Here is a 22,047-nt window from a genome sequence, read left to right as displayed (position 1 = left end):
ACACAGCACAGCCGGAGTGGCCGATCACCCACTGGCAGGGCTGGCACACCTTCGCCACCACGCCGCCCCTCACCCCGCCCCAGCCCGGCAATGCGCCCCGCAGCACGGAAGAACGCCTCGCCTACCACTCCGCGTTCGTCACCGTCCGCACCCCCGCCATCGACACCCTCGCCACCCAGGTCCGCACCCTGATGCTGCTCGGCCGCCACCAGCAGACCACCGCCCGGCCCTCACTGATCGTCACCGGCCCCGCCGCGGCCGGGAAAACGACCGCCCTCCTCGAAGTCGGACGCACCTGCCACCTCGCCCACACCCGCACACCCCCCGCCCCGCCCGGCCGCACCTACCAGCAAATACCGGTCGCGTACCTGCTGGTGCCGCCCGGCGCCACCGCCAAGACCCTCGCCACCGAATTCGCCCGCTACCTCGGCATCCCGGTCACCACCCGCATGACCCAGGCCCAGATCACCAGCGCCGTCTGCCACACCTACACCCAAGCCGGCGTCCGCCTGGTCCTCATCGACGAGATCCACCGCCTCAACCCGCGCACCACCACCGGTGCCGAAGCCGCCGACCTGCTGAAAGACCTGACCGAACGCATCAAAGCGACCTTCGTCTACACCGGCATCGACGTCGCCGCCACCCCCCTGTTCGCCGGCGTCCGCGGCGCCCAACTCGCCGGCCGCGCCAGCCTCATCACCTGCGGCCCCCTCCCCGCCCGCCACGGCGCCCGCCGGCCCTTCACAGACCTCATCACCGACATGGAAGCCGCCCTGGACCTGACCCAGCACACCCCCGGCACACTCCCCCACCACGCCTCCTACCTCCACCAGCGCACCGCCGGCCGCATCGGAAGCCTCGCCCGCCTCATCCGCCAAGCCGCCATCACCGCCATCTGCGACGGCACCGAACGCATCACCAAGAAGACGCTGGAAGCCATCCAGCTCGACCATCTCGCCGAAGAAGCCAGGCGCCCCCGCACCCGCCAACCGTCCACAACGGCATGATGCGAACGTGAAGAAGAGCACGGCCATGCCGGCCGACGAGGAGTTCGCTGCCCTCTACGGCCGGGCGTGGGACGTCCTGATCCCCGCCCGTGTCGGCTACCTGGCCGCCGTCTCACCGCACTACGACGAAGTCTTCCACGACGTCGCGCAGCGAACCGAAGACACCGGCAGCCTCGGCAAGACAGACATCGCAGCCCTCGTCGTCTGGAAACGGCTCTCCGCACAAACCCGTTGGGTGACGGCCCTCATGTCCCTGCCCGACACCCACGTACGGGCCGTCACCCAGCGGGCCGTCGCCGCCGTCCGCGACGCCGCCCTGTCCCGTGGCGAAGCCGCCCGCGCCGGACGCGGCATCATCGCCGAACTGCCCGGCTTCCGCACCGGCGACGCCCTCGCCTCAGCCGTCCTCACCGCAGCAGCACCCCAGCGGATGGCCGTCTACGACCAACGCGTCCAACACGCCCTCGACACCCTCGGCCTCACTCTCACCCCCGCACCGGGACGCTACGGCCGCTACCTCCAGTTCCTCGACGACCTCCTCAGGCACGGCGCAGCACGCGCCGACGGCTGGACCGCACGCGACATCGACACCGCCCTGTACTGGACCGGCGGCAGCGGCAACCCGCCCCACCCGGCTGCCCCGACCGGCAAGCAAGCCGCTGACCAGCACAAACACGCACCGGACCTTTAGACACCGGGGACCATTACCAACACCACGCCACCGTTATCAACCAACCACGAATAGCCCCAGGCCAGAAGCCTCGTCATCGCCCCACCCAGTACCCAGAACGCGCCCTGCCGCTTCTCAGAAAACTCCCAACACCCCAGCTCAAGCCACCCTTGCCGCACCGACTATGAACCCCGGAATCACACCGGCACTGTCTGGGCGGCAGTCTCCTCGTACGCGGCCAGGAATGTCTCAGCTGCGACCGGGCCGTACAGCAGGGCGAGGTCGAGTCGACACCAGCTCACGTCGAAGCCGCGCGGTGCCAACGATGCCCCTGACCAGTCGACGATGCCGGTGAGTTCGTCCTCCTGCCACAGGACGTTGCCCGACCAGTAGTCGTAATGAGTCAGGACCGGTGCTTCTTCGGCGAGACGATGACCATGGGACGCCAGGATCGTTGAAGCAGGAGCGGCGGCATTCACACGGGCGGACGAGACAGTTGCGGCCGCCATTCCGTCGCGCAGTCCGATGAGTTCAGCGAGCGGGACATCGTGGAGACGGGCCAGGGTGCGCCCCAGTTGGACCGCTGCCACGTCGGGGGATGCTGATGTGATGTCCGAGCGGCCGGAGAGACGGGTGATCAAGGTCGCAGGTTCGCTGAAACGCTCTCCGTCGGGGTCGGCGCCCAGAAGCCGAGGAGCCCAGCCCCCCAGTCCGTCAAGCGCCGCCAATACGCGTGCTTCTCGAGCGGCAGCGCGGTCACCAGGCGGAAAGCGACGCAGGACCATCTCTCCCGCCGGGTCCACGGTTTCCAACAGATGAGTGGCGGCGTGAGTGCCGCCGACCAGTCGCTGTACGGTGCGCGCGGAGGCATGGGGGCCAGCGATTTCGGCCGCCCAGGTGAGGGCAGCGGCAGGCGGTTGCGACTTGATCACCAGGCCAGTGTGCATGGCCGCCGCCGTGCGGGACCACCGGTTTCTGCTCGCACTCAGGACGAGATGCGGGCACAGGCCCCGGCATTCAGCTCGGCGGCTGACTTCGGTGGCTGGATCACCGAGCGGTCGGCGGCATAGCCGGCCGAGCCGTGGTCTCGTTTTGCGATCGGTGGAGATCGGACGCACGCCCCACCTACGCGACGACGTCTTTTGCGATCGTTTCCAGCGCGTTGATCTCCTCGTCAGAGATCGGTTCGCGCAGGCGACCGACCTGGGAACGGTCGCCGGTGTGACTTACCGCCCGGCCGGGTGAGGTGACGGCGGATCACCGGGCGTGCCGGGGCTCCGGCCCGCTACGGAGATCACAGCCCTGTCTGTTCTCCGGAAGGATCCTCGTGCACCCCATCCGCACGGCACGCTCCGCGACAGCCGTCCTGTCCGTCCTCGCCGCCCTGCTCTCCCCCACCGCAGCCCATGCTGCCGCGACCGAGCGTCACGCTGCTCCCGGTGACAGTGTGACGCTGCCGGTCCGTGATGCCCTGGCCGCGCTCCCCGTCCAGACCGAGAACCGCACCGGCTACGAGCGCACCAAGTTCCGCCACTGGACCGACGCGGACCGCGACGGCTGCAACACCCGCCTGGAAGTCCTCAAGGCGGAGGCGGTCAGCGCCCCGGTCCAGGGCCCCAACTGCGTTTTGACCGGGGGCAGTTGGTACTCGCCGTACGACGACCGCTACCTCGACAGCGCGAGCATGCTGGACGTCGACCACCTCGTTCCGCTCGCCGAGGCCTGGGACTCCGGCGCCTCCCAATGGACCGCGAAGGAACGGGAGTTGTACGCGAACGACCTGGACGACGCCCGCGACCTGATCGCCGTGTCCGCGGCCAGCAACCGGTCCAAGGCCGACAAAGACCCCAGCGAGTGGATGCCGCCGTACGCAGGCTACCGGTGCCAGTACGACACCGACTGGGTCGCCGACAAGATGCGGTGGGGCCTGAGCATCGACGCCACCGAGCGCGACGTGCTCACCCAGCAGCTCGTCGGCTGTCCCGACTGGCCGATCACCGTCACCCTCGCCCGCTGAACACGACTCCGGCCCGCCGCTACGGGGGAAAGCGACGGGCCGGAACCACTTCCACCGTGCCACATCCGCAGGCCGGACATACGAGGTGCGGCGGAATCAGCCGATGGGATGGCCCGGATGCAGCTCGCAGAGTCCTTGGCACAGTGGTCCCCCAACGACAAGGTCAGGCAGCGCTCTTCGCCTTCCGGACACCGCTGGCAGCTGTGGTGCGCCTGCTCTGGTTTGGTCGGCGATCGCCGGCGAGGCGGTGGCCTCCGATCCTCTTCTGGGGAAGTGCGGGTGGCTCTACGCTCAATGGCACGGGGCAGAGGGCGAAGCCCCTCCTATGTGCTGCCGGGGGACAACGTGACGGTGCCGACGCTGATCCTGCTGGGGGCTGCCGGTGGCGTGCTGCGCGGGCTTCTCGATGTCTACACCCGGTTTCTTGACTGGCAGTCGGACCGCCGTGCCCACCGCCGATTACCGCCTGGACAGGAGGGTGAACCACCGCGCTTCCAGCAGTACTTCGATCCGGTCGGCGATCCTGTCGCCGCTGTGGTCCACAGCGGTATGGGTGCCGGCGCCGCAGTACTGTTCGGCGCCACGGGACAGATCAGCGGGGCGTACGCGGCCATTGTGGTGGGGATCTCCGCACCGGTCATCCTGACTCAGCTCAGCCGCGTCCAGTCGGTGAGCGATGCGCTCACCGCGGGCCCAACGGCGGGTACAGCCTCCGGCGACACGACGACGGAACCCACAGCGCGCCGTGATCCGATCGCTCCCGAGCCCGCAGCAACTTCCATGGCGCTCGGTTCCACGGCGGTGACACCGCCCCAACTCCAGGTACCTCCGCGTACATCCGCGCACCGTGGCGAGTTCCCGTCGCCGGTCCGGGCCGAGAGACGAACAGAGGGACCACAGGCGCAGTCGAACGGCCGGCCGGCGGATGCCGTAAGCGAACCGGTGACCGGGCACACCGGGCCCGATATGCCGCCGCTGCCTCATACCCGGCACCGGGGAGAGGAAGGGACCACATGACGGTCCGCTCCTCCTGGCCGACGCGCATCGCCGCCAGCGTTCTCGGCGTCGCCCGCCCCGGACGTATCCCGCCGACGATGGAACAGCAGCGCAGCCTCCCGCTCCGGCGACGGCTGCTGGCCTCGCTCCTCGGCATCCGCGTACGCCCAGGCCTTCCACAGACCTCCACCTCACCCGTCGCACCCGCGGCTCCCGGCGGATCCATCACCAGGGCCGAGGAATCTCCCCCGACCGCCGACCATCTCGACGACTCCCCCACGCCGGTCCACACCCCGCCCCCGGCCGGCCAGCACGAACCCCGGCACACTCGTACCAAAGGCCACCTGCACAGCGAGGACCGCCAGGAGTACGAGCGGATCCTCGACGAGGCGCTGCGCTCCGCCCCTACCCGCCCGGAACTGGCCGCTGTCGGTCAGCGGCTCAACCCCGAACAGCTGCGCACCATGGCGCTGAACGCCACCGCGCTCATCACGGCGGCCGCGGCGACCGAGTACCAGCACTACGTGAAGGTCCGCGAGGAACTGCGCCAGCCGGCGTCGTCCACCCCGTCGACCGTCCGCGAGACCGGCTCCGCGGAGCCGGGCGGCGTGGGCGCGATGGGGCTCGCCACCACCCGGGGGGAGGCGGCCGAGGGTGCGGGTGCCGTCGCCGTCGCCGCCGTCCTCACCCCCGTCCTCTCTGGAACATTCACCGCGATCTTCCTGCTCGTGGGCTACATCCTCAAGATGCTCAACCCCGAGCCGGCGTTCGCCCAGACCATGCTGACCGCCGGGTGGGTGTTCGGTGCCATGACCGCCGCGGCGATCCTCGTCGCCGCCGTCGGCCTGCTGTTCACCGTTCTGCGCAACAGGCCCTCACCCGACACCGGCCCCTACGGCGAGTCTGGCGGCGAAGTGGCCCGCGCCAGGGATGCCTGGCACGACGCCCTCCTGGAACGCGGCATCCTGCCGTTCCTCCAGGAGGCGCTCGCGGCTCCGGGCACGCTGGCACTGCGCCGTACGACGCCCCCGGGACCGAGTCGCATGCCGCACCTCGGCTACGACCGCCCCGGCTTCTCCAGCCCGGACGACGGCCCGGAACCGAGGCACCGCCCGAGCTTCAGCAGCCCGGACTTCGAAGACCCAGACTTCGGGGGGCCAGAACACCAGCCGGAGTGACCGGGTCGCAGACGGGACTTCGCCCACGGTCCGGCATTTACCGCGACTGCGGATGTGGGAAGGCTGCCCGCGTGGTCCAGGCAAAGACGAAGGCCGGTACCAAGGGGATCAGGGCTGTCCACGGGAGCATCACCACCAGGGAGCTGCTCGTCCGCCGGTCAGGGCTCCTCCCTCGATGCCAGGTTGAACGCGGAGACATACCAGGGGGACGCGGCATCGGACCGGCCTCACCCGGGACACCTTCACGCCGCTTCACGGCGCACCGGGCCTCACCGGCCAACTGCCGCCCGGAGTTCATGCTGTCGGCTCCTCCCCCGCCCACGCCTTGCTGCACGCCCTGAACCAGGACCTTGACGCCCCGACGACGAAGAGGATGAGGATGAGGCGTAGCCGCTCCTGCACCTCACCGCCGCTTCCGGTCGTTTCCCTGCACCTCGGGGCTACGGCGATCACCGACCCCGCTCCTTCTCCTCCTGACCGCGACCGCACGTCAGTTGATGCCGATCAGGCTCGTCCACCAACGGGCCGGGCGTACGGCGAGCCGACGAAACCGGCCGACAGCCGGGCCTCGTTCACAACCCCGGGATGCAAAACGGTCGCTGTCCCGCACCGTGTGCGGGACAGCGACCGTGTATGGAGCGCCGGGCAGGCCTTGCACCTGCATTTCCCCGCAGGAAGCGGGGCGTCTTTCCTTGGACCACCAACGCAGCACCAGCCGACCGGAGTTGCGGCGACCAGCTCAAGATCGATTATAGCCGGTGGAAGGTTGGCAAGGAACCGGCGCCGGAGGCAGCCGGGGCTGCGAATCCGGTCCCGAATCCGGAGGGGCCCTGCGAGAGCGCCTTGGCGGCCCGGGTGCGGAGGCGGCTGAGGTAGTAGGCCGTGCGGGTGCCGAGGCTGTCCGTGCTGTCGGCGGTGGCCGCCTCCCAGGAGCAGACGGCGCTCGCCTCCTGGAAGAACGTGTGGGTGATCGCGGGCTCGTCGTGGCCGTCGGCGGTGACGTTCACCAGCATCTGCTCCGGGCCCTGCGTCCAGGCCGGCACGCGCTCGCTGTCGCTGTCCGGGTCGGCCGGGGGACGGTTGGGCAGGTCCTCCGTGTCGGCGGTTGCGGCGCCCGACGTGTCAGTCGGACGGGTGTAGTGGCCCGTGCCGGATGCCGCGATGGCGACGACCGCGAGCCGTTCGGCGAAGTGGTCCCCGGGTACGGGGAGTTCGAGGTCGGGGTGGCGGTCGTAGCCGACGGCGACCGCGGCGGCGACGATGTCGATGACGGCCTGCGCCATCGGTGTGTGCCTGCGGGGGTCGGTGCGGGTGAGGCGGCTGAGGATGCGCAGGACGGTGGAGAGACTGGTGTCGGCGGTCATCATCCGGTAGGCCGGAGCGTCCTGGTCAGCCTCCGCCGGATCCGTGCCGTCACCGCTGTCGTGGGGTGCGTGGGGACCGGCCTGCGCTCGCCACAGGGCGGCGGCGTGGGTGTCGCCCTGGGCGAGGTGGTGGAGGTAGAGGCAGTAGGAGGACGGCTGGTCGTCGGCGCCGGCAGCGTACTGCCACCAGAAGCGGGCGCCGTCGTCGGCGCCCGCGAGCTGCAGGGCGCAGCCGAGGATCCATGCGGCCCGCGGCTGGGGCACCTGGTCGGTGAGGAAGTCGGCGAGCTGTTCGATGGTGCAGTGGGTGACGACCGCCTCGCACAGGGCGGCAAGACTCCGCGCTGCGCCGTCATCTGCCGTCCTGGGCCTGAGGTCCCACAGCGGGAAGCCGTCCGCGGCGAGATCGTCGTAGGCCAGGTCGTCGTAGGGGACGACATCGGACGGGACGTGCGGCTGGTGCAGCAGCAGGGACTGGGCGAGGAGGTCGTCGACGGTGCTCATGGCGGGGTGATCACTCCTGGGTGTCGGTGTCGGGGAAGAGCTCGTTCAGAGCCCCTCGTGCGTGGTGGTCCAGGGTGTGGGCGACGGCCTCGGACAGGCCGACGACGCCGGGGACCGTGTCCGGAGGGATGCCGCACAGATAGCGCAGCACGGTGACGTCCATCTGGTCCGGGGGCAGGCCCGCGATCGCGTCGAAGAACCGGGTCAGGACGCCGATGCGGGCCAGCCGTTCGGAGAGGTCGACGATGCCGGCCTGACAGGCCGCGAAGAACGCGGCCGCGCGCAGGTCGGGACGGCCGCCGGGCCTTTGCGGGGCCCGGGCCAGGACTCGCGAGCGCAGCAGCAGCCAGGCGTGGCGGGGCGTGTCGGGGCTCGCGGTCGCTTCGTCCCAGGTCAGCCAGAGAATGTCGAAGGTCTCCGCGACCACCTGCTGGGCACGCTGGTCGGACTGCAGGAACGCGCGGGCGTAGGCGGTGTAGGGCTGCCACATCGCCTGGGTGAACGCCAGATGGGCGACCGGCTGCTCCTCCAGGTCGGGCGCCTGGACGTCCCGGATCCCGTTCTTGATCCAGGAAGTGTCCTTCTCCGCCTCCACGGCGGCCGCCTTCCACAGCCGGCACACCGGGCTGACGGGGATGTCGAGCGCGCGGACCACGCTGTAGGTGATCTCCCAGCCCGGGTAGTAGCCCTTGCCCCGCAGGAGTTCCGACAGGCGGGTCTTGGAGTAGCCGGAGCGGCTCACGAGGTCATCGAGGGTCAGGCCGCTCGCGGTCAGCCGGGTACGGACCGGCTCCAGCCAGGTCCGGTGGGCGGTGCCGGCGCTCTCGCAGATCGGCTCCGGCGGGCGGCCGCGGCGACTGGGAGGATCCCCTCCGGGCTGCTCGGGCACCTGGGGCGGCTTCACCGTGGCGGCTCCTCACTCCCGGCCGCTGCGGCCGGGGTCGGGCCGGAACGGCTGTCCGTGCCGCTGAGCGCGGCGACGATCTGCTGGATGAGGAGCCCCAGCGAGGGCAGTAACGCGGCCACCGCCGCGAGTTGCCCGAGCACAGTCATCACCGTGCTCCATGCGAGGACCGCCGCCAGCACGGCTGCGGTCATCACCTGCTTGCTTGTCATTGCACCTTCCCTGGGCGGAAAGAAGGGTCTGGGAGGGCCCCTCCGGGACGGTGCTGAATCGCCCCGGAGGAGTTGGACGACAGCATGGTGCGCCGGGCGCACACCACTCAACGTGATTCGGGGGTTACGGAACAAATAGCGCCCGTCGCCCGCCCCGGCACAGTCGGCCCGTTACTCCATGACGGCCACAAGTACGGGCAAATCATGGCCGAATGAACGCTTTTGGTGGCGAAACCGTACTTGTCGTTGCGGCACCGGCGGGATGGCGCACCATGGAAGCGGACGCCTCCCCCGGCGTCGCACCTTCCGGTCTGGAAGGCCGCGCGGCCCCCTTGTGCTGAAGAACAACCAAAGGGGACCGCCCCGCTTCCGTCCAGCCGCCCACGCGCTGGGCGGAAGCGGAACCCGCCCCCTACCCCGTCTCGGGGGTAGCTTGAGGCCGCCGGGTGCAGTGGCGTGGACGTTGCGCCCGTCCTGCCTGGGCTGCTGCCCGAACCGCGGGGCTAGAGTCTGGCATCATGGCCGCAGTCCCCTTCCCCTTTGCCGCCGCCCCGGACGGGTGGCGGGTGGCGGGTGGCGGGTGGCGGGTGGCGATCAAGTGCCCCAGCGACAGCCTGATCATGGTGATGCCGATCGTCGGCTGGGCAACTCCCGTAGACGGCATGCGGCGAACCGATGACCAGCTGGCCGTCGAGCCCGTCATCCTCTTCGACAACGTCGACGAGCCGCTCATCACGGCTCTCGCCGACACGCTCCATGACTGGACCGACGGCGAAACACTGCACCAGATCATGGCGCCGGGCTTCGCGGTCCGCGACGTGCCTGCCGGCTGGTCAGTGCGCGAATACGGAGACTGAACACGCGAACACCCCCCCGGGGGGCGAACGGTGTCAGCGAGGGGCTGACCAGTGGGTGCGCGGTCTCGCCAGGGTGGGGTCAGGAAGCGGGCCGGTACGTGGCGGCGGGGCCGATCGCGCCGGGCCCGAACTTCTCCCGGATCCGGTCGGCGGCCGACTCCGTCACCAGACGGGCCTGCCGCGCGGCATCGAGGCTGAGCTGTTCGGCCACCAGGCCGGCGTCGACGAGGTCCTCGCCGCGCAGCGCGAGTCCGGTCAGCCGGCCCCGCTGGAGACCCGCGGCGTCCATCAACTGGTAGGCGAGCAGCCGCAGATCGTCCTCGTGCGCGGACGGCCCGGTCAGGCGACGCGTCTTCTCCCACGTCGGTCCGCCGGCGAACGACAACGTGAGCGTGAGCGCGCGTGCGGCCTGCCCGCGGCCGCGCAGTTCGGCACCCAGCTGCACGACCAGACCGAGCAGAGCCGCGCGGGCGGCGGCGCCGTCATGGACGTCGCGGGGGAAGCGGTGGCGGACGGTCGCTGAGGCGGGCTGGAGGCGCGGGGTGACGGTACGAGGGTCGATCCCGCGTGCCCGGTCGACAGCCATGCGGCCGGTCTTGCCTCCGAGCATCCGCTGGACCGTGGCCGACGGGAGTGCGGCGAGCAGGCCGACGCGGTCGATGCCGTAGCGCTTCAGGGTGGCCGCGTGGCGGGGGCCGATGCCGTGCAGGTCCTCCACGGGGAGCAGGGCGAGCCAGTCGGCGGCGTCGGCCGGCTCGATGGCGAGGACGCCGCCGGGGTGGGGAACCTGGGCGGAGGCGGTCGTGGCGACGGTGATGGTCGGGCCGATACCGACGCGCACGTCGATGCCGTACCGGGAGACCGTCCGCAACCGCAGCACGTCTGCGAGGTGGGCGGCGGTAGCGGCGTGGTAGCGCAGCGCGCCGCGCAGGTCGACCAGCGCCGCAGTAGGCGGCAGCGCCTGCACCACCGGCGACAACTCCCCCAGCTGCTCCAAGACCAGCCGGTACAGCTCATCCGGCAGCCGCTCCGCACAGCGCACATGCATCACCACCGGCACCCGGCGCCTCTCTCCGTCCATGTTCACCGCACCCGCCTCTCACACACCACGCTATCGAACTAGTATTCGAACGCGCGAGTTACGTGCACCACGGACCACGACTCTGGATCACGACATGCCCGACGACCTGCCGCCCGACCTGGACCGCCTGCACACCCTAGAAGTTACGTGGAATCCGCCTGGGTGATCATGTAGCCCGGCGTCGTCCACGGATCTGGGGAACGGATTGAGCAGCACATCGTTACTGGTGGTCAAGTGGCCGGTACTGGCCCGGCATGGGCATGCAGCGGCCTGGTTGCAGGCGTGGGAGGACCTCGGTCGTGCGCCGCGGACCTTGGACGCGTACGCACGGGGGCTGGCGGAGTATCTGGCGTTGTGCGACCGGGAGGGCGTCGATCCGCTGGCTGCCGGCCGGGCGCATGTGGGGGTGTTCGTTCGCGAGTTGACGTCGCGGCCTCACCGGCGCGGGGCGAACGTCCCGGGCTCGCTGGGAAACCTGACGCGGCTGCGCTACCTCAACGTCGGCGAGAACGCTCTCGCCACCCTGCCCGAGGCCGTCGGCCGGATGGCCGACCTTATCGAGCTCCGGGCACAGCACAACCGGCTGGCCACGCTGCCCGACAGTATCGGCCGCCTCCGCAACCTCCGTGAGCTCTGGCTGAGGGGCAACGTGCTCGAGAGCTTGCCGCCGTCTGCAGCCGACCTACCCGAACTACGCCACCTGGACCTGCGGGAGAACGCACTCGCCGAACTGCCGGAGATGCTGGCGGGCCTGCCCCGACTACGCCAGCTGGACGTGCGAAGCAACCACCTCACCCGACTGCCGGAATGGGTCGTCGACATGCCCTCACTGGAAAAGCTGGATCTGCGCTGGAACCCATGCGAGCTCACCCCGCAAATGGTGGCCACGCTGGAGCGGCGGGGATGCATCGCCCTGACGTGAGTGCCTGTTCCCGAACCCTCTGTGCGACCCCTGCCGTGAGGCAAATGACAGAGTCACCGTCCGTTTTGGCTGCCCGACGAACAAGGCGGCATGGCGCATGATCAACACCCTGTGCTCCATGGCAATCTGCGGCCCAGCAGGATGACTTGGAGCCGGAGGTACACCGCCCGTGGCGGCGAACAACAACCCCACCGTCAGGAGACGCCTCCTGGGAGCCGAGCTTCGCAGGCTCCGCTTGGCGAGTGGGCTGAAGAGCACAGAAGTGGCCGAGCGGCTCATGGTCTCCCAGCCCAAGATCAGTCACCTGGAGAACGGCCGCCGCACCGTCAGCCCCCGCGACGTACGAGACCTGTGCGCGATCTACGGAGTGACGGGCCAGCAGGCCATCGACTCACTGATGCAGATGGCCAGAGAATCCGGACAGCCGGGCTGGTGGCACGCCTACGGCGACATTCCCCAGAGCGTCTACATCGCCCTGGAGACGGATGCCGCCTCACTCCATGCCTACGAGCCCTTGGTGATCCCCGGCCTGTTGCAGACGCCCGCCTACGCCCACGCGGTCATCGAGGAAACGATCCCCCAGCTCACCGCCGAAGAGGCCGACACGCGCCTGAAGGTGCGGTTGCGCCGCCAGCACCGGATCTACGACCCGGCCCGTCCGCTGCACCTGTGGGTCGTCCTGGACGAATCGGCTCTGCGCCGTGTCGTCGGCAGCCCGGACGTCATGCGTGAACAACTGGAGCACCTGAACGCGCTCGGCGCCGAGCCGCACATCACCGTGCAGGTCCTCCCCTGCACGGCGGGCGCCCATCCGGGCCTGTCAGGACAGTTCTCCATCCTGCGGTCCGCCGACAGCTGCGCGGCGGCGGTGGTGTATCTGGAGCGGTTCACCAGCGACCTCTACCTGGAGAAACCATCCGACGTGCAGCATTACAGCGTGCTGCATGATCACCTTCAGGCCCAGGCGCTCAGCCCCGACAGCAGCCGCGACTTCATCACCGACGTCACCAAGATGTACATCGACGCGGCAAGCCACCTTGTGACTGTGGTGTGAGACGAAGATTCAGTGATCACGCGGTATGACATGCGTTCAGCTGACGGTGACTGTGCGCTGCACCGCGTTGGCGAACAGCTCGGAGACCACCAGCAGCACCGCCGGGTGTTCCGCTGACAGATCACGGACGGCGGTGGGAGAGTCGTTCTCAGGACCGCAATTTCGGCCGGGGCAAAAGACCAATGTGATGACCCTGACCTTGAGAACGATCAGTGCCGCCGGGCTTCGCGGGATGCCAGCTGCCCGCTTTTGCGCGTGATTCGCACCAGAGGTTGCTTGACGAGAACTGTCGCCTGCGGCGTCGACTTGCCGGAGCGGCGGAGGATGTCGGGACCTGTCGGAACGGTGACTTGAATCTGGTGGCTTCTGAGCCTTGGCGGTCTGGTCCGTAATTGGCCTGGCGCAGAAGGGGCTCCTCGCGGGCCGGCGCCGCGTAGTGTCGGAGTACGAGGACGAACTCCGGGCCTGCGGCCCGGCCGGAGTGTGTGGCCGCCGCCGGGGCATCGGCGTCCCCGGCGGCGGCCGTGGCACGGGGACGGGCGGCTCCCCTCCGCGGTGTCCTCGCACCGGTCGTCCTCACCGGCGTCCGGGGTGCGCGGGAGTTCACCCCGGCTCGAAAAGCTGGGAGGACGGCGTCGGAGCCGTGTTGTCGGCGATACGGCTCCGACCGTCAATCGCCCCCGGGGGCTGGGGGGCGACGCATGCGGGCTCGGCGTCCGGTGGCCGGCTGGTGCCGGTGAAGCGGACGACTGCCCTGGGACCAGGGTAGAACCAGGCAGGGGATGGGCGACACCCCCCGACTTCCGGCCAGGAGAAGCTCTCTGCCGGGGCTGCCAGTCGTGGCTACCCATCCAGGCGTGGTAGCAGTACGAAACGCCAGAGCCAGACCAACTGGCACAGCTTCCGGCATGCACTCGCCCGCTACCAGATCAGCTGAGACCACCCACATCCGCAGATCTAAGCCGATCTGATCGCCGCGGGTCACAGCTCCCGGCCTGGACGCCATCGCCCACGAACTCAACCACCGTCCAGGCAAGACCCACGGCTACCGTTCTCCGGCAGACGTCTACGCTGACCTCCTGAACAGCAGTGATGCACTGACCGCCTGAGCTCGCCGGCGACCGTGCCCACCCGTAGGTGCACTGCCTCTACCGAGAACGCTTGACAAACCTGATTCCACAGAATGCGCGTATGGCACGCCATGTGGCTGGACCGCATCGACCGCAGAATCGCCTACGTCCGCAAGCGGCAGGCCGAAGAGGAACGCAGACGCCGCAACCGGCCGAAGCCCCCGGACAGGGTCGTCGAACTCAGCAGAGCCACCGACGGACCGCTCCAGGTCCACGACGGCGCATGCGGCATGAAAGGCAAACGGCACCGTGAGGTCAGCCGCAACGAAGCCCGCCGACTCCTCACCACGGACGCCGTGCCAGCGTGCCCGTTCTGCCACCCCGACACCCAGCTGCGCATCATCGGCGACTTAGCCGACCGGCGAAACCACCCCCGCCCCGCCTCGAACGACCGTTCCACCACGCCCGCTATCGTGCCGAACAGGCGACTTGTGATGACCGCCTAGAACAGGCCCCCTTCCGATGACCACGACTCCCCCGCCCCCCGCTCACCGAACCCGACCCGTCCGCACTGACCTGCCCCGGGGACCGGGTCGGCCTCTGCTCCGGATGCCAGCGCAAGACCCACAAGTACGGATCCGGCGGCAGCCTGCTGCGCCAGTGGTGCATGGCCCCGGTCCAGTCGGGGTGGGCACGTTCGTGCGCTACATCAGCACGCGCGTCTGACCTCGCGGCCCGTGCACCCGGCCGGGTGAAGTCACCTCTGCGGGAGAACTTCCGCGGGCGCCGGCACGTCGTGCCGGGCATGAAGCAGATCACTGAAGCGCACGTGGCCGCGCCGGGCCTGGTCGTAGTGGACATCGCAGCAGCCGACGACGAGACCGCGTTCGTGTTCCAGCAAGCGCTCGCTGCGTGGTGGGCGACCGCGACGGCGGACCGTACAACTCGCACGCCCGGCGAACCCGGCGTACGGCTGCGCTGTTTCCTGGACCTGCGCCAGGAAACCGGCGCATAGCGGCAGGCCGTGCACCAGTCTTCCTCGTGCCCTAAGGCACGTATCGAGTCGTGATCAAGCGGTACTTTTGACTGACACCGCCCTTCTCTCAGGGCAGCACGCGATAAGTCACGTGTGTAACCGAGTTCGCTGCTCGCGACTCCACCTGCTCAAGATTCAGTGACGGCACTCCGTCGAACAGCCGTGTGCCGGCGCCGAGCGTGAACGGCACAATGTGCAGCCGCAGCTCGTCGATCAAGCCTGCGGCTAGGTACTGGTTGATGGTGGTCGCGCCCCCGTGGATCGACACGTTGCGGTCCCCGGCCGCCTCGCGAGCCTGCCGCAGTGCGGATTCGATGCCGTCGGTGACGAAGTGGAATGTGGTGCCGCCGTCCATCGGTTGCGGGTCGCGCGGGTGGTGGGTGAGGACGAAGACCGGCGCGTGGTACGGCGGATTGTCGCCCCACCAGCCCTTCCACTGCCGATCCCACGCGCCGCGTACGGGGCCAAACATGTTGCGCCCCATGATGAAGGCGCCGACTGCCGTCAGCCGGTCGAGTTCGACCTGCCGCTGCTCCGAGGTTTCAAACATCCATGCGTGCAGCCTGTCGCCCCAGCCATCACCGGCGTCGTCGCCGAACGGGCGCTGCTCGGCCTGGTTGAGTCCGGCCGAGTACCCGTCGACGGAGATCGAGAGGTCGCAGGTCACCCTGCCCAAACGTTTGGTCACTGTGCCGTCCTCCTGGTGGCGACCTTCCGTCGCCTTCGCGGTGAGTCGCCTGATCCATTCACTACTGGGGTAGACCGTTCCGGGCCCGCGAACTCATCGCGCGGCCGTTTCGCTGTTTTCGGCGCCGCTCAGCTGGCCACGCCCCTTGACACTGTGCTCAAACTTCGACGACACGAACTCGCGTCCGTCAAGGTTCGATGGCGCGCGATCAAGGTTCGGTGACACGGGACAATTGATCACAACCGGATACACGCCCTAGCGGCCCGCGACGTTTCGGCCTCCTTCGAAAAGCTGGCGCCCCCTGCTGGCGGCACCTAGGTTCTTGCCCACCAGACCGACCGCCAGGGGGAAACATGCGCAAGGTAATGAGCGCCGCCGCCGCGTTCGCGACCGCGGCCACGGCAGTAGTGGCGATGAGCGGCGCCGCCCAGGCCGCGCCCGACGGCGACTCCACGGTGTACGGATGCAGGTCCGGCAACGTGTGTATCTGGCCCCAGGGCGTCGAACCCTTCAACAACCCGCACCCGACGGTCCAGTACAGCAGCTACGGCTACCACAACCTGAGCAACCAGTACGGGGACCATTGGGTCCTCAACAACCAGTACGGCGGCGCCACCGCCAGCCTCTGCTACAACTACGGCGGCACCAACTGCTACGAGACCCTCTTCCAGGACGATTGGACTTACGAGAGCCTCACGCCGATCAACTCCATCACCCTCAACCGGCCGTAGCGCACCATTCACCACGGGGGAGCGTCCACCGGGCCGGCCCACACCGGTCCCGTCCGGCGTGTGAACCTGCATGTCACGAGGCCGGACAAGAGGGGCGGCCGGGTTCCGCCGAGTACCGGCGCCGGTCGGTCCGTCACGGCCACGCGGAGAAGATCACCCGCACCGGGTCCGGCAGGGGAACGCTCGTCGGCTGGTCGCGCGGCCCCGCCGACGAGCGAGGTCCCATTCAGAGCGAGAATCGCACCGGCTACGAACTCACCAAGGCCGAAGCCGTCACCGCCCCGACCCAGGGACCCAACTGCGCTCTGACCGGCGGCAGTTGGTACTCCCCCTACGACGACCGCTACCTCGACAGCGCGAGCAAGCTGGACGTCGACCACCTCGTACCGCTCGCCGAGGCCTGGGACTCCGGCGCCTCCCAATTGGACCGCGAAACAAAGGGATCAGGTCGCCAGCAACCTCGACGACGCCCGCGACCTGATCCCAGTGTCCGCGGTCAGCAAACCGCTCCAAAGCTGACAAGAACCCCAGCGGGCAATCTCATCCAGGAGGACCGGGCCCCTCGTACCGGGTGCTTGTCGAAGTACTCCGTGGCCGTACGCCGGACCGAAGCGCAAAACGCCCCGTCAGATGCCAGGTGTCCTGGATACAGCGAGCAGGATCAGAGTGCCCACAGGCATCCAGTCCTCCCAGCTGCGGCCACGGGCCGCATCTACCGGTACCAGTACTTGACGCCCCGGTGGTGCGAGCACGTCCCGCGGGCGTGGGCACTGTAGGAGTACAAGCCGTCCTTGCACTTCGCGGTAGCGCCGCGCGGATGAGGTGAGTTCGCCTTGCAGACACCCGTCGTGTGGCGCGCGCACGACGCGGCCGCCGCATCGGCTGCCACGGCCACCGGCACCAGGAGTGCCCCCGCCATCACCGCCGCCGCAACCGCGCCCCGGACCTTCGTCAGCATGATTCCCCCTCTGATCGTTCGGAGAGGCGAGCATGCGTCCGCCGGCCACAGCATCCGGGCAGGCCGGGCGGACTGTCACACAGCGGTGACCGCCGTAGCAAGACCCTCGCACTGGGTTCGAAGCATGCGAACAAGCAGGCGGGTCAGAGCACTCCTCTCTTGACTTCCTCCCCTGCCTAAAGGCGGGGGATTCCAGCGGTCGCCCGCTGGGGTTCCTGTTTCACCGACGACTGCCCCGTCCGGGAGGACTCCCGTTGAGGTCTTACACCGTCTCCACAGGCTGCTGCCGCCAGCCCGGCGGCCAGGATGTTGCGTGCCGCGTTCACGTCGCGGTCATGCACGGCGCCGCAGTGCTCGCACGTCCACTCACGGACGTTCAGCGACAGTTTCCCGCGGACCGTGCCGCAGCTTCCGCACAGCTTCGAGCTGGGGAAGAAGCGGTCGATCACGACGAGTTCACGCCCGTACCAGGCACACTTGTACTCCAGCATGAAGCGCAGGTCCGTCCAGGCCGCGTCCGAGATGGCGCGCGCGAGCGTGTGGTTCTTCAGCAGGTTGCGGACGGTCAGGTCCTCGATCACGACCACTTGGTTCTCGTGGACGATGCGCGAGGTCAGTTTGTGCAGGAAGTCGCGGCGCCGGTCAGCGATCCGCGCATGCACGCGGGCCACCTTGCGGCGGGCCTTCTCCCGGTTCGCAGAGCCCTTCGCCTTGCGCGACAGCTCCCGCTGCGCGCCGGCCAGACGGGCGCGATCCCGCCGCTCGTGCTTCGGATTGGCGATCTTCTCCCCGGTGGACAGGGTCACCAGGGAGGTGATCCCGGCGTCCAGGCCGACCGCTGTGCTCATGGCGGGGGCCGGGGCGATGGTGTCCTCGCACAGCAGGGACACGAACCAGCGACCCGCCGCGTCGCGGGACACGCTCACCGTGGTCGGCTCGCTGCCCTCAGGAAGGGGACGCGACCAGCGGATGTCCAGTGCACCGGCCATCTTCGCCAGAGTCAGCTGTCCTTCGCGCCACGTGAAGGCGCTACGCGTGTACTCGGCCGACGCCCGCGACTTCTTCCTCGACTTGAAGCGCGGATACTTCGCCCGCTGGGCGAAGAAGCTCCCGAACGCCGTCTGCAGGTGGCGCAGCGCCTGCTGGAGCGGAACCGAGGACACCTCCGTCAGGAAGGCGAGCTCCCCGGTCTTCTTCCACTGGGTCAGCGCGGCCGACGACTGCACGTAGGAGATGCGGCGCTGCTCGCCGTACCAGGCCCGGGTGCGCTCCTCCAGCGCCTTGTTGTAGACGAGGCGGACACAGCCGAACGTGCGCGACAGCTCGGCCGCCTGCTCGTCCGTGGGGTAGAAGCGGTACCTGAACGCCCGCTTAACCTGCTCCGCCATACCTCACCCTCTATCAACTCCCGTGTGAGAGGCGGGTATCGGACGGTCGGCGGTGGGCGCCGGTCCACCCCGGCGGCGAACCGACTCCTCCTGCCCTGCTCCGCAGGAGCTTCGCTTCCTCCCCGGCCTGAAGGCCGGCGTATCCACGAAGGAAGGCCCCGATGAGGTCGGTGTCCCGGCCTTGTTCGGCCGCAAGCCTGTACTCGGTGGCTATATCAGGCCCATGGCCTGGGCCATGGCTCCGGCCGTCGGTACGGCACAGCACCGCGTCGGGCCGGGCGCCCTCGATCCTGCGTGGATGACCCAGCTGTGTCACTGGCTGAGTGCTGGCAACGTCGCAACGGCCTCGGTGCGGCCCGCCACTCTGCTCACCGTTGTCCCGGCCGTCTGGCTGGCACTCCATAGCTACCGGCCGACGTCGCGCCGGCCTCACCGGGTGGAGCGCAGGACACAACGCTAAGCTTGGCGTCTATGCAGCTCTGCTGCTTGTGACGGTTGCCGCGAGGTTTGGTTTGTCCTGTTTCCCGACGGCATGCTGGCGTGCACGGTGCTTGTTCTTCACGCCGACTGGTCGGCCGGGGCCTGCGGTGTTGGGTTTCGGTGCGCTGGCCGGCCGGGCGTCCTCCCGTAGCTCGGGCCATATAAGACAAGCTGAAGGGAACAACGGGTTCCGCCTGTCCGTAGTATCTCTACGGGGCAGGCATTTTGCGCCAGTTACAGCGGCTGCCTCACCGGTACAGCACAGAGGAAGCGCTGCCCCGGTTCGGGGCCGAGAGCCTGGATCGCTGCCGCACACCGAGGAAAGGCCAGCACCATGTCCGAGAGCACAACTGTCGCCACGGGACTGACATCCCAGTACATCGCCCAGGTGGCCGGCGACCTCGAAAGCAACTTCAAGGAGCAGGAACGCATCGGCGCGGAGATCGCCGTCCTGCAGCAACAGCTGACTGCCCTGCAGCAGGACCACAGCGTGCTGGTCAACATCCAGCAGGCGCTCGGCGTCACGCACGAACCTGACGGGCAGTCGGCCGCGGCTGAGAGCGCCGCAGTGCCCTCTCTTCAGCAGAAGACCGAGGCTGCGCCCCCAGCAAGCGAAGGGCACGGAAGGCCACAGCCGTGCAAGAAACGACGGCCAAGAAGCCTGCCGCCCGCAAGCCCCTGCCCAAGGCCGGCACCACGGCGGCCCGGCCCACCCTGGTGGAACTCATCCGCCGCCACCTCACCGAGCAGAACGAGCCGCGCTCCGCCGCGGAAATCTCCACCGCACTCAGCCAGGCCCACCCCGAGCGCGGCATCAAGACCAAGGTCGTCCGCGTCACTCTCGAAGGGCTCGTGGCCAAGAGCCAGGCCCAGCGCACCAAGCAGGGCGCCGCCGTCTTCTACACCGCCCCCACCGCACCGGAGCCGACAACTGCGCCCCAGGCCGAGGAGAAGCCCGACGACACCGACCGCTGAAGCCACGGGGCAACAACCGCACACCACCAGACACCACGGTCTGAATCAACACGTCCGGGGAGTACTCGCCGTCGCCCGCGCCCTTCCGCGGTAGCGAGTCCGGCATCGGCAAGGTTGTGTCAGGGCAGGCTCAGCCTGATCAATTCCATCGTGTAGAGGCCCGTCTGGGATTCCGTGAGCGCATCGCCAGCGGTGCCGATCGAGGCGTCGGTGCCGAGCCAACTGCTTTACGCCGTGTCTCAGGCGAGGCCGAGGCGGCTGAGGGCGGTGGTCCAGTCGGTGACGATCGCCTTCTGCGCGGCGGCGAGGGTGACCGTGCCCTTGCAGACCGCGGTGTGCAGCTTCGTCTCCACCGGGTCCTTGGCGTTGTTGACCCCGGAGCCCTTCTTGTGGCCGGGGTCGGCGGGCTCCACCCACAGGTTGCGGTAGTCGTTCGGGTCCCCGCCCAGCTGCAGGCTGATCAGGTGGTCGTACTCGGCATCCCCCATGCGGCCGGTGAAGCCGTAGGAGGCGGCGTTCAGCTTCTTCTCCTTGCCGGTGACGGACGTGGAGGGGCGGATGCCGGAGGTGTAGCCGCCCTTGCGGCAGATCGTCGACTTCAGATTCGACTGCGTGACCGCCGGGGAGATGGCACCCGGCGTGCACGTCGGATCCTCGATCGGCTCGCCCTTGAGATACCGGTAGTGGCAGGTACCCGCGGCCGGCTGCCGCTGCACCGTGTACGTCTTCTGCGGACCCGCCCCCACCGCGATCGCCCGCCCGGCACCGCCGGCACCCGACGGACCCGCCGAAGGGGTTCCGCTCCCTGACGCGCCCGCGTTCGAGTTTCCGAGCGACGTGGGAGAGCAGCCCGCGAGCACCAGGCAGGTGAGCAGCACGGATGATGCGGCGCGGCGGGTGGAACGCATGATGACCCCTCACAGGCAGGCAATGGCTGAGCAGATGCTGCCCTACCCGACTGTCGGCCTACCGTGCGGGGGTACGGCGTACGGGCGCGCAGATGTCCCACGCCCGGCGCCGTCGGCGCGCAACGCAGGAACCGCACCCCGCATATCGCCACTGTCCGTGAACCACGCGTGGGCGGGCAGGGACATGACGCATCACCACCGCGCCTGGCCTACGGCGTCCTGCGACTCTGCCGACGTCGTTGCGGAGCGGTTTTGACGGTGACGGTGGTTCAGCTCGTGGGCACGGCCGGCTCGATGTGCTTGCCCAACTCCAGCCCGTTGGGCAGGTGATCACGGTCGAGGCGGGCGGCGGCGTATCGCCACACCGGTTTCACCACCGTCGGTGCCCCTGAGACCGCGCTGAGACCGCGCTGAATGGAGGGTCGGTCACGCTCTGCGGCATGACGACAACGGCCCCGTCAGGGGCAGCGGACGGGGAGGGGATCACCATGAACAGCCTGCGGCTGATCCGTCGGCACGCGGCGGCCTTCGGGCGCTTCGCCGGGCTGGGCAGCGGGGTCACCCTGGCGGCCTCGGCGGCCCTGGTCCTGCTTTCGCAGTGGATCCCGTGGATGGCGGCGAACGCGCTGACCACTGTCGCCTCCACCGTGGTCGCCACCGAGGTGCACGCCCGCGTCTCGTTCGGCCACGGACGGCCCGGCCTTGCCGGGCACCTGAAGAGCGCGGCCACCATCGCTGCCGGCTGGCTGGTCACGTCCGCTGCGGTCGGCGCGCTGGCCGTGCTCCGCCCCGGCGCCGGACTCGTCCTGCAGCAGACGGTGTACCTGTCGGCCACCGCGCTCGTCGGGATGGGCCGCTATCTCGTACTGCGTCTGGCGGTGTTCGCCGAGGGTGCCCCGCAGCGCCGGACCGGCGGCGAAGTCCGGTTGCGGGCCGCCTACGACGCGGCGGCGTAAGTGTGTGGCTGTGCTCGACGCAAATGCCCAGGAGGCCAGCGACCTCGGCAAGGCCCTCAAGCGCGGCGGGTGAGGCCGGCCGTCCCGATCA

At 69.2% G+C, this 22,047-nt stretch carries 21 protein-coding genes; 12 read left to right on the top strand and 9 right to left on the bottom strand.

The features are described 5' to 3' along the window. Positions 1-23: 23 nt before the first annotated feature. Together OG714_RS53855 and OG714_RS53850 are read left to right on the top strand one after the other, a co-directional pair. Positions 24-1,007 carry a TniB family NTP-binding protein gene (locus OG714_RS53855; protein WP_406131669.1) on the top strand — a complete coding sequence of 328 codons (984 nt, stop codon included), beginning with the start codon at positions 24-26 and terminating at the stop codon, positions 1,005-1,007. A 7-nt stretch (positions 1,008-1,014) separates the two neighbouring features. After that, on the top strand, positions 1,015-1,698 hold the full coding sequence (locus OG714_RS53850) for a hypothetical protein (RefSeq protein ID WP_406117686.1): 684 nt from the start codon (positions 1,015-1,017) through the stop codon (positions 1,696-1,698). Positions 1,699-1,874: 176 nt separating this feature from the next. Here OG714_RS53850 and OG714_RS53845 read toward each other — a convergent pair whose 3' ends face one another. Continuing rightward, positions 1,875-2,609 (bottom strand): phosphotransferase family protein, encoded by a 735-nt coding sequence (locus OG714_RS53845; RefSeq protein WP_406117687.1) that lies wholly within the window; start codon positions 2,607-2,609, stop codon positions 1,875-1,877. A gap of 404 nt (positions 2,610-3,013) precedes the next feature. On the opposite strand from OG714_RS53845, the gene OG714_RS53840 reads away from it, so the two are divergent. Next, a complete protein-coding gene (locus OG714_RS53840) occupies positions 3,014-3,694 on the top strand; it encodes an HNH endonuclease family protein (RefSeq protein WP_406131670.1) in 681 nt (226 codons plus the stop codon). 1,340 nt (positions 3,695-5,034) lie between these two features. After that, on the top strand, positions 5,035-5,868 hold the full coding sequence (locus tag OG714_RS53835) for a hypothetical protein (protein ID WP_406132241.1): 834 nt from the start codon (positions 5,035-5,037) through the stop codon (positions 5,866-5,868). A gap of 749 nt (positions 5,869-6,617) precedes the next feature. Here the strand turns inward: OG714_RS53835 and OG714_RS53830 are convergent. Genes OG714_RS53830 through OG714_RS53820 form a run of 3 tightly spaced genes read right to left on the bottom strand, consistent with a single transcriptional unit; the run spans position 6,618 to position 8,852 of the window. Then, complete coding sequence (locus tag OG714_RS53830; RefSeq protein WP_406117688.1) at positions 6,618-7,736, bottom strand: hypothetical protein; 1,119 nt, start codon at positions 7,734-7,736, stop codon at positions 6,618-6,620. A gap of 10 nt (positions 7,737-7,746) precedes the next feature. Continuing rightward, on the bottom strand, positions 7,747-8,640 hold the full coding sequence (locus tag OG714_RS53825) for an XRE family transcriptional regulator (protein WP_406117689.1): 894 nt from the start codon (positions 8,638-8,640) through the stop codon (positions 7,747-7,749). Beyond that, positions 8,637-8,852: a hypothetical protein gene (locus tag OG714_RS53820; protein WP_406117691.1), complete on the bottom strand. Its 216-nt coding sequence runs from the start codon at positions 8,850-8,852 to the stop codon at positions 8,637-8,639. Before OG714_RS53820 ends, OG714_RS53825 begins: the two co-directional genes overlap by 4 nt. A 518-nt stretch (positions 8,853-9,370) precedes the next feature. Between OG714_RS53820 and OG714_RS53815 the strand changes: the two genes are divergently transcribed. Continuing rightward, positions 9,371-9,709, top strand: a complete 339-nt coding sequence (locus tag OG714_RS53815; protein WP_406117692.1) for a hypothetical protein — start codon at positions 9,371-9,373, stop codon at positions 9,707-9,709. A gap of 79 nt (positions 9,710-9,788) precedes the next feature. Here the strand turns inward: OG714_RS53815 and OG714_RS53810 are convergent, their stop codons facing one another. Then, positions 9,789-10,790, bottom strand: coding sequence for a hypothetical protein (locus OG714_RS53810; protein ID WP_406117693.1), 1,002 nt, complete (start codon positions 10,788-10,790; stop codon positions 9,789-9,791). A 205-nt stretch (positions 10,791-10,995) separates the two neighbouring features. Between OG714_RS53810 and OG714_RS53805 the strand changes: the two genes are divergently transcribed. The 4 genes from OG714_RS53805 to OG714_RS53790 all read left to right on the top strand — a co-directional run bounded on the left by OG714_RS53805 (position 10,996) and on the right by OG714_RS53790 (position 14,851). After that, positions 10,996-11,712 (top strand): leucine-rich repeat domain-containing protein, encoded by a 717-nt coding sequence (locus OG714_RS53805; RefSeq protein ID WP_406117694.1) that lies wholly within the window; start codon positions 10,996-10,998, stop codon positions 11,710-11,712. Between the two features lie 169 nt (positions 11,713-11,881). Next, the gene (locus tag OG714_RS53800; protein WP_406117696.1) at positions 11,882-12,766 is read left to right on the top strand and encodes a helix-turn-helix domain-containing protein; all 885 of its coding nucleotides are present in this window, start codon (positions 11,882-11,884) and stop codon (positions 12,764-12,766) included. A gap of 1,183 nt (positions 12,767-13,949) precedes the next feature. Continuing rightward, entirely contained in the window at positions 13,950-14,342 is a 393-nt protein-coding gene (locus tag OG714_RS53795; protein ID WP_406117698.1) for a DUF6233 domain-containing protein, read from the top strand. 299 nt (positions 14,343-14,641) lie between these two features. Beyond that, positions 14,642-14,851, top strand: coding sequence for a DUF6207 family protein (locus OG714_RS53790; protein WP_406117699.1), 210 nt, complete (start codon positions 14,642-14,644; stop codon positions 14,849-14,851). Positions 14,852-14,939: 88 nt separating this feature from the next. Here the strand turns inward: OG714_RS53790 and OG714_RS53785 are convergent, their stop codons facing one another. Then, positions 14,940-15,560, bottom strand: a complete 621-nt coding sequence (locus OG714_RS53785) for a dihydrofolate reductase family protein (RefSeq protein ID WP_393673271.1) — start codon at positions 15,558-15,560, stop codon at positions 14,940-14,942. A 353-nt stretch (positions 15,561-15,913) separates the two neighbouring features. Here OG714_RS53785 and OG714_RS53780 point away from each other — a divergent pair, with 353 nt between their 5' ends. Next, positions 15,914-16,291: a hypothetical protein gene (locus OG714_RS53780; protein WP_406117702.1), complete on the top strand. Its 378-nt coding sequence runs from the start codon at positions 15,914-15,916 to the stop codon at positions 16,289-16,291. 712 nt (positions 16,292-17,003) lie between these two features. On the opposite strand, the gene OG714_RS53775 is transcribed toward OG714_RS53780, so the two are convergent. Together OG714_RS53775 and OG714_RS53770 are read right to left on the bottom strand one after the other, a co-directional pair. After that, positions 17,004-17,249, bottom strand: a complete 246-nt coding sequence (locus OG714_RS53775; RefSeq protein WP_406117704.1) for a DUF3761 domain-containing protein — start codon at positions 17,247-17,249, stop codon at positions 17,004-17,006. A 176-nt stretch (positions 17,250-17,425) separates the two neighbouring features. Next, positions 17,426-18,637, bottom strand: coding sequence for an RNA-guided endonuclease InsQ/TnpB family protein (locus OG714_RS53770; RefSeq protein ID WP_406117705.1), 1,212 nt, complete (start codon positions 18,635-18,637; stop codon positions 17,426-17,428). Between the two features lie 1,116 nt (positions 18,638-19,753). On the opposite strand from OG714_RS53770, the gene OG714_RS53765 reads away from it, so the two are divergent. After that, complete coding sequence (locus OG714_RS53765) at positions 19,754-20,092, top strand: hypothetical protein (RefSeq protein WP_406117706.1); 339 nt, start codon at positions 19,754-19,756, stop codon at positions 20,090-20,092. A gap of 239 nt (positions 20,093-20,331) precedes the next feature. On the opposite strand, the gene OG714_RS53760 is transcribed toward OG714_RS53765, so the two are convergent. Beyond that, complete coding sequence (locus OG714_RS53760; RefSeq protein WP_406117708.1) at positions 20,332-21,000, bottom strand: hypothetical protein; 669 nt, start codon at positions 20,998-21,000, stop codon at positions 20,332-20,334. Between the two features lie 440 nt (positions 21,001-21,440). Between OG714_RS53760 and OG714_RS53755 the strand changes: the two genes are divergently transcribed. Next, positions 21,441-21,956, top strand: coding sequence for a hypothetical protein (locus tag OG714_RS53755; protein WP_406117709.1), 516 nt, complete (start codon positions 21,441-21,443; stop codon positions 21,954-21,956). The last annotated feature ends 91 nt before the right edge of the window (positions 21,957-22,047 follow it).

The organism is Streptomyces sp. NBC_00989 (assembly GCF_045162655.1).
In the GTDB taxonomy this organism is placed as follows: domain Bacteria; phylum Actinomycetota; class Actinomycetes; order Streptomycetales; family Streptomycetaceae; genus Streptomyces.
The sequence above is the reverse complement of the archived record's forward strand: the minus strand, read 5'-3'. Positions and strand labels throughout refer to the sequence as shown.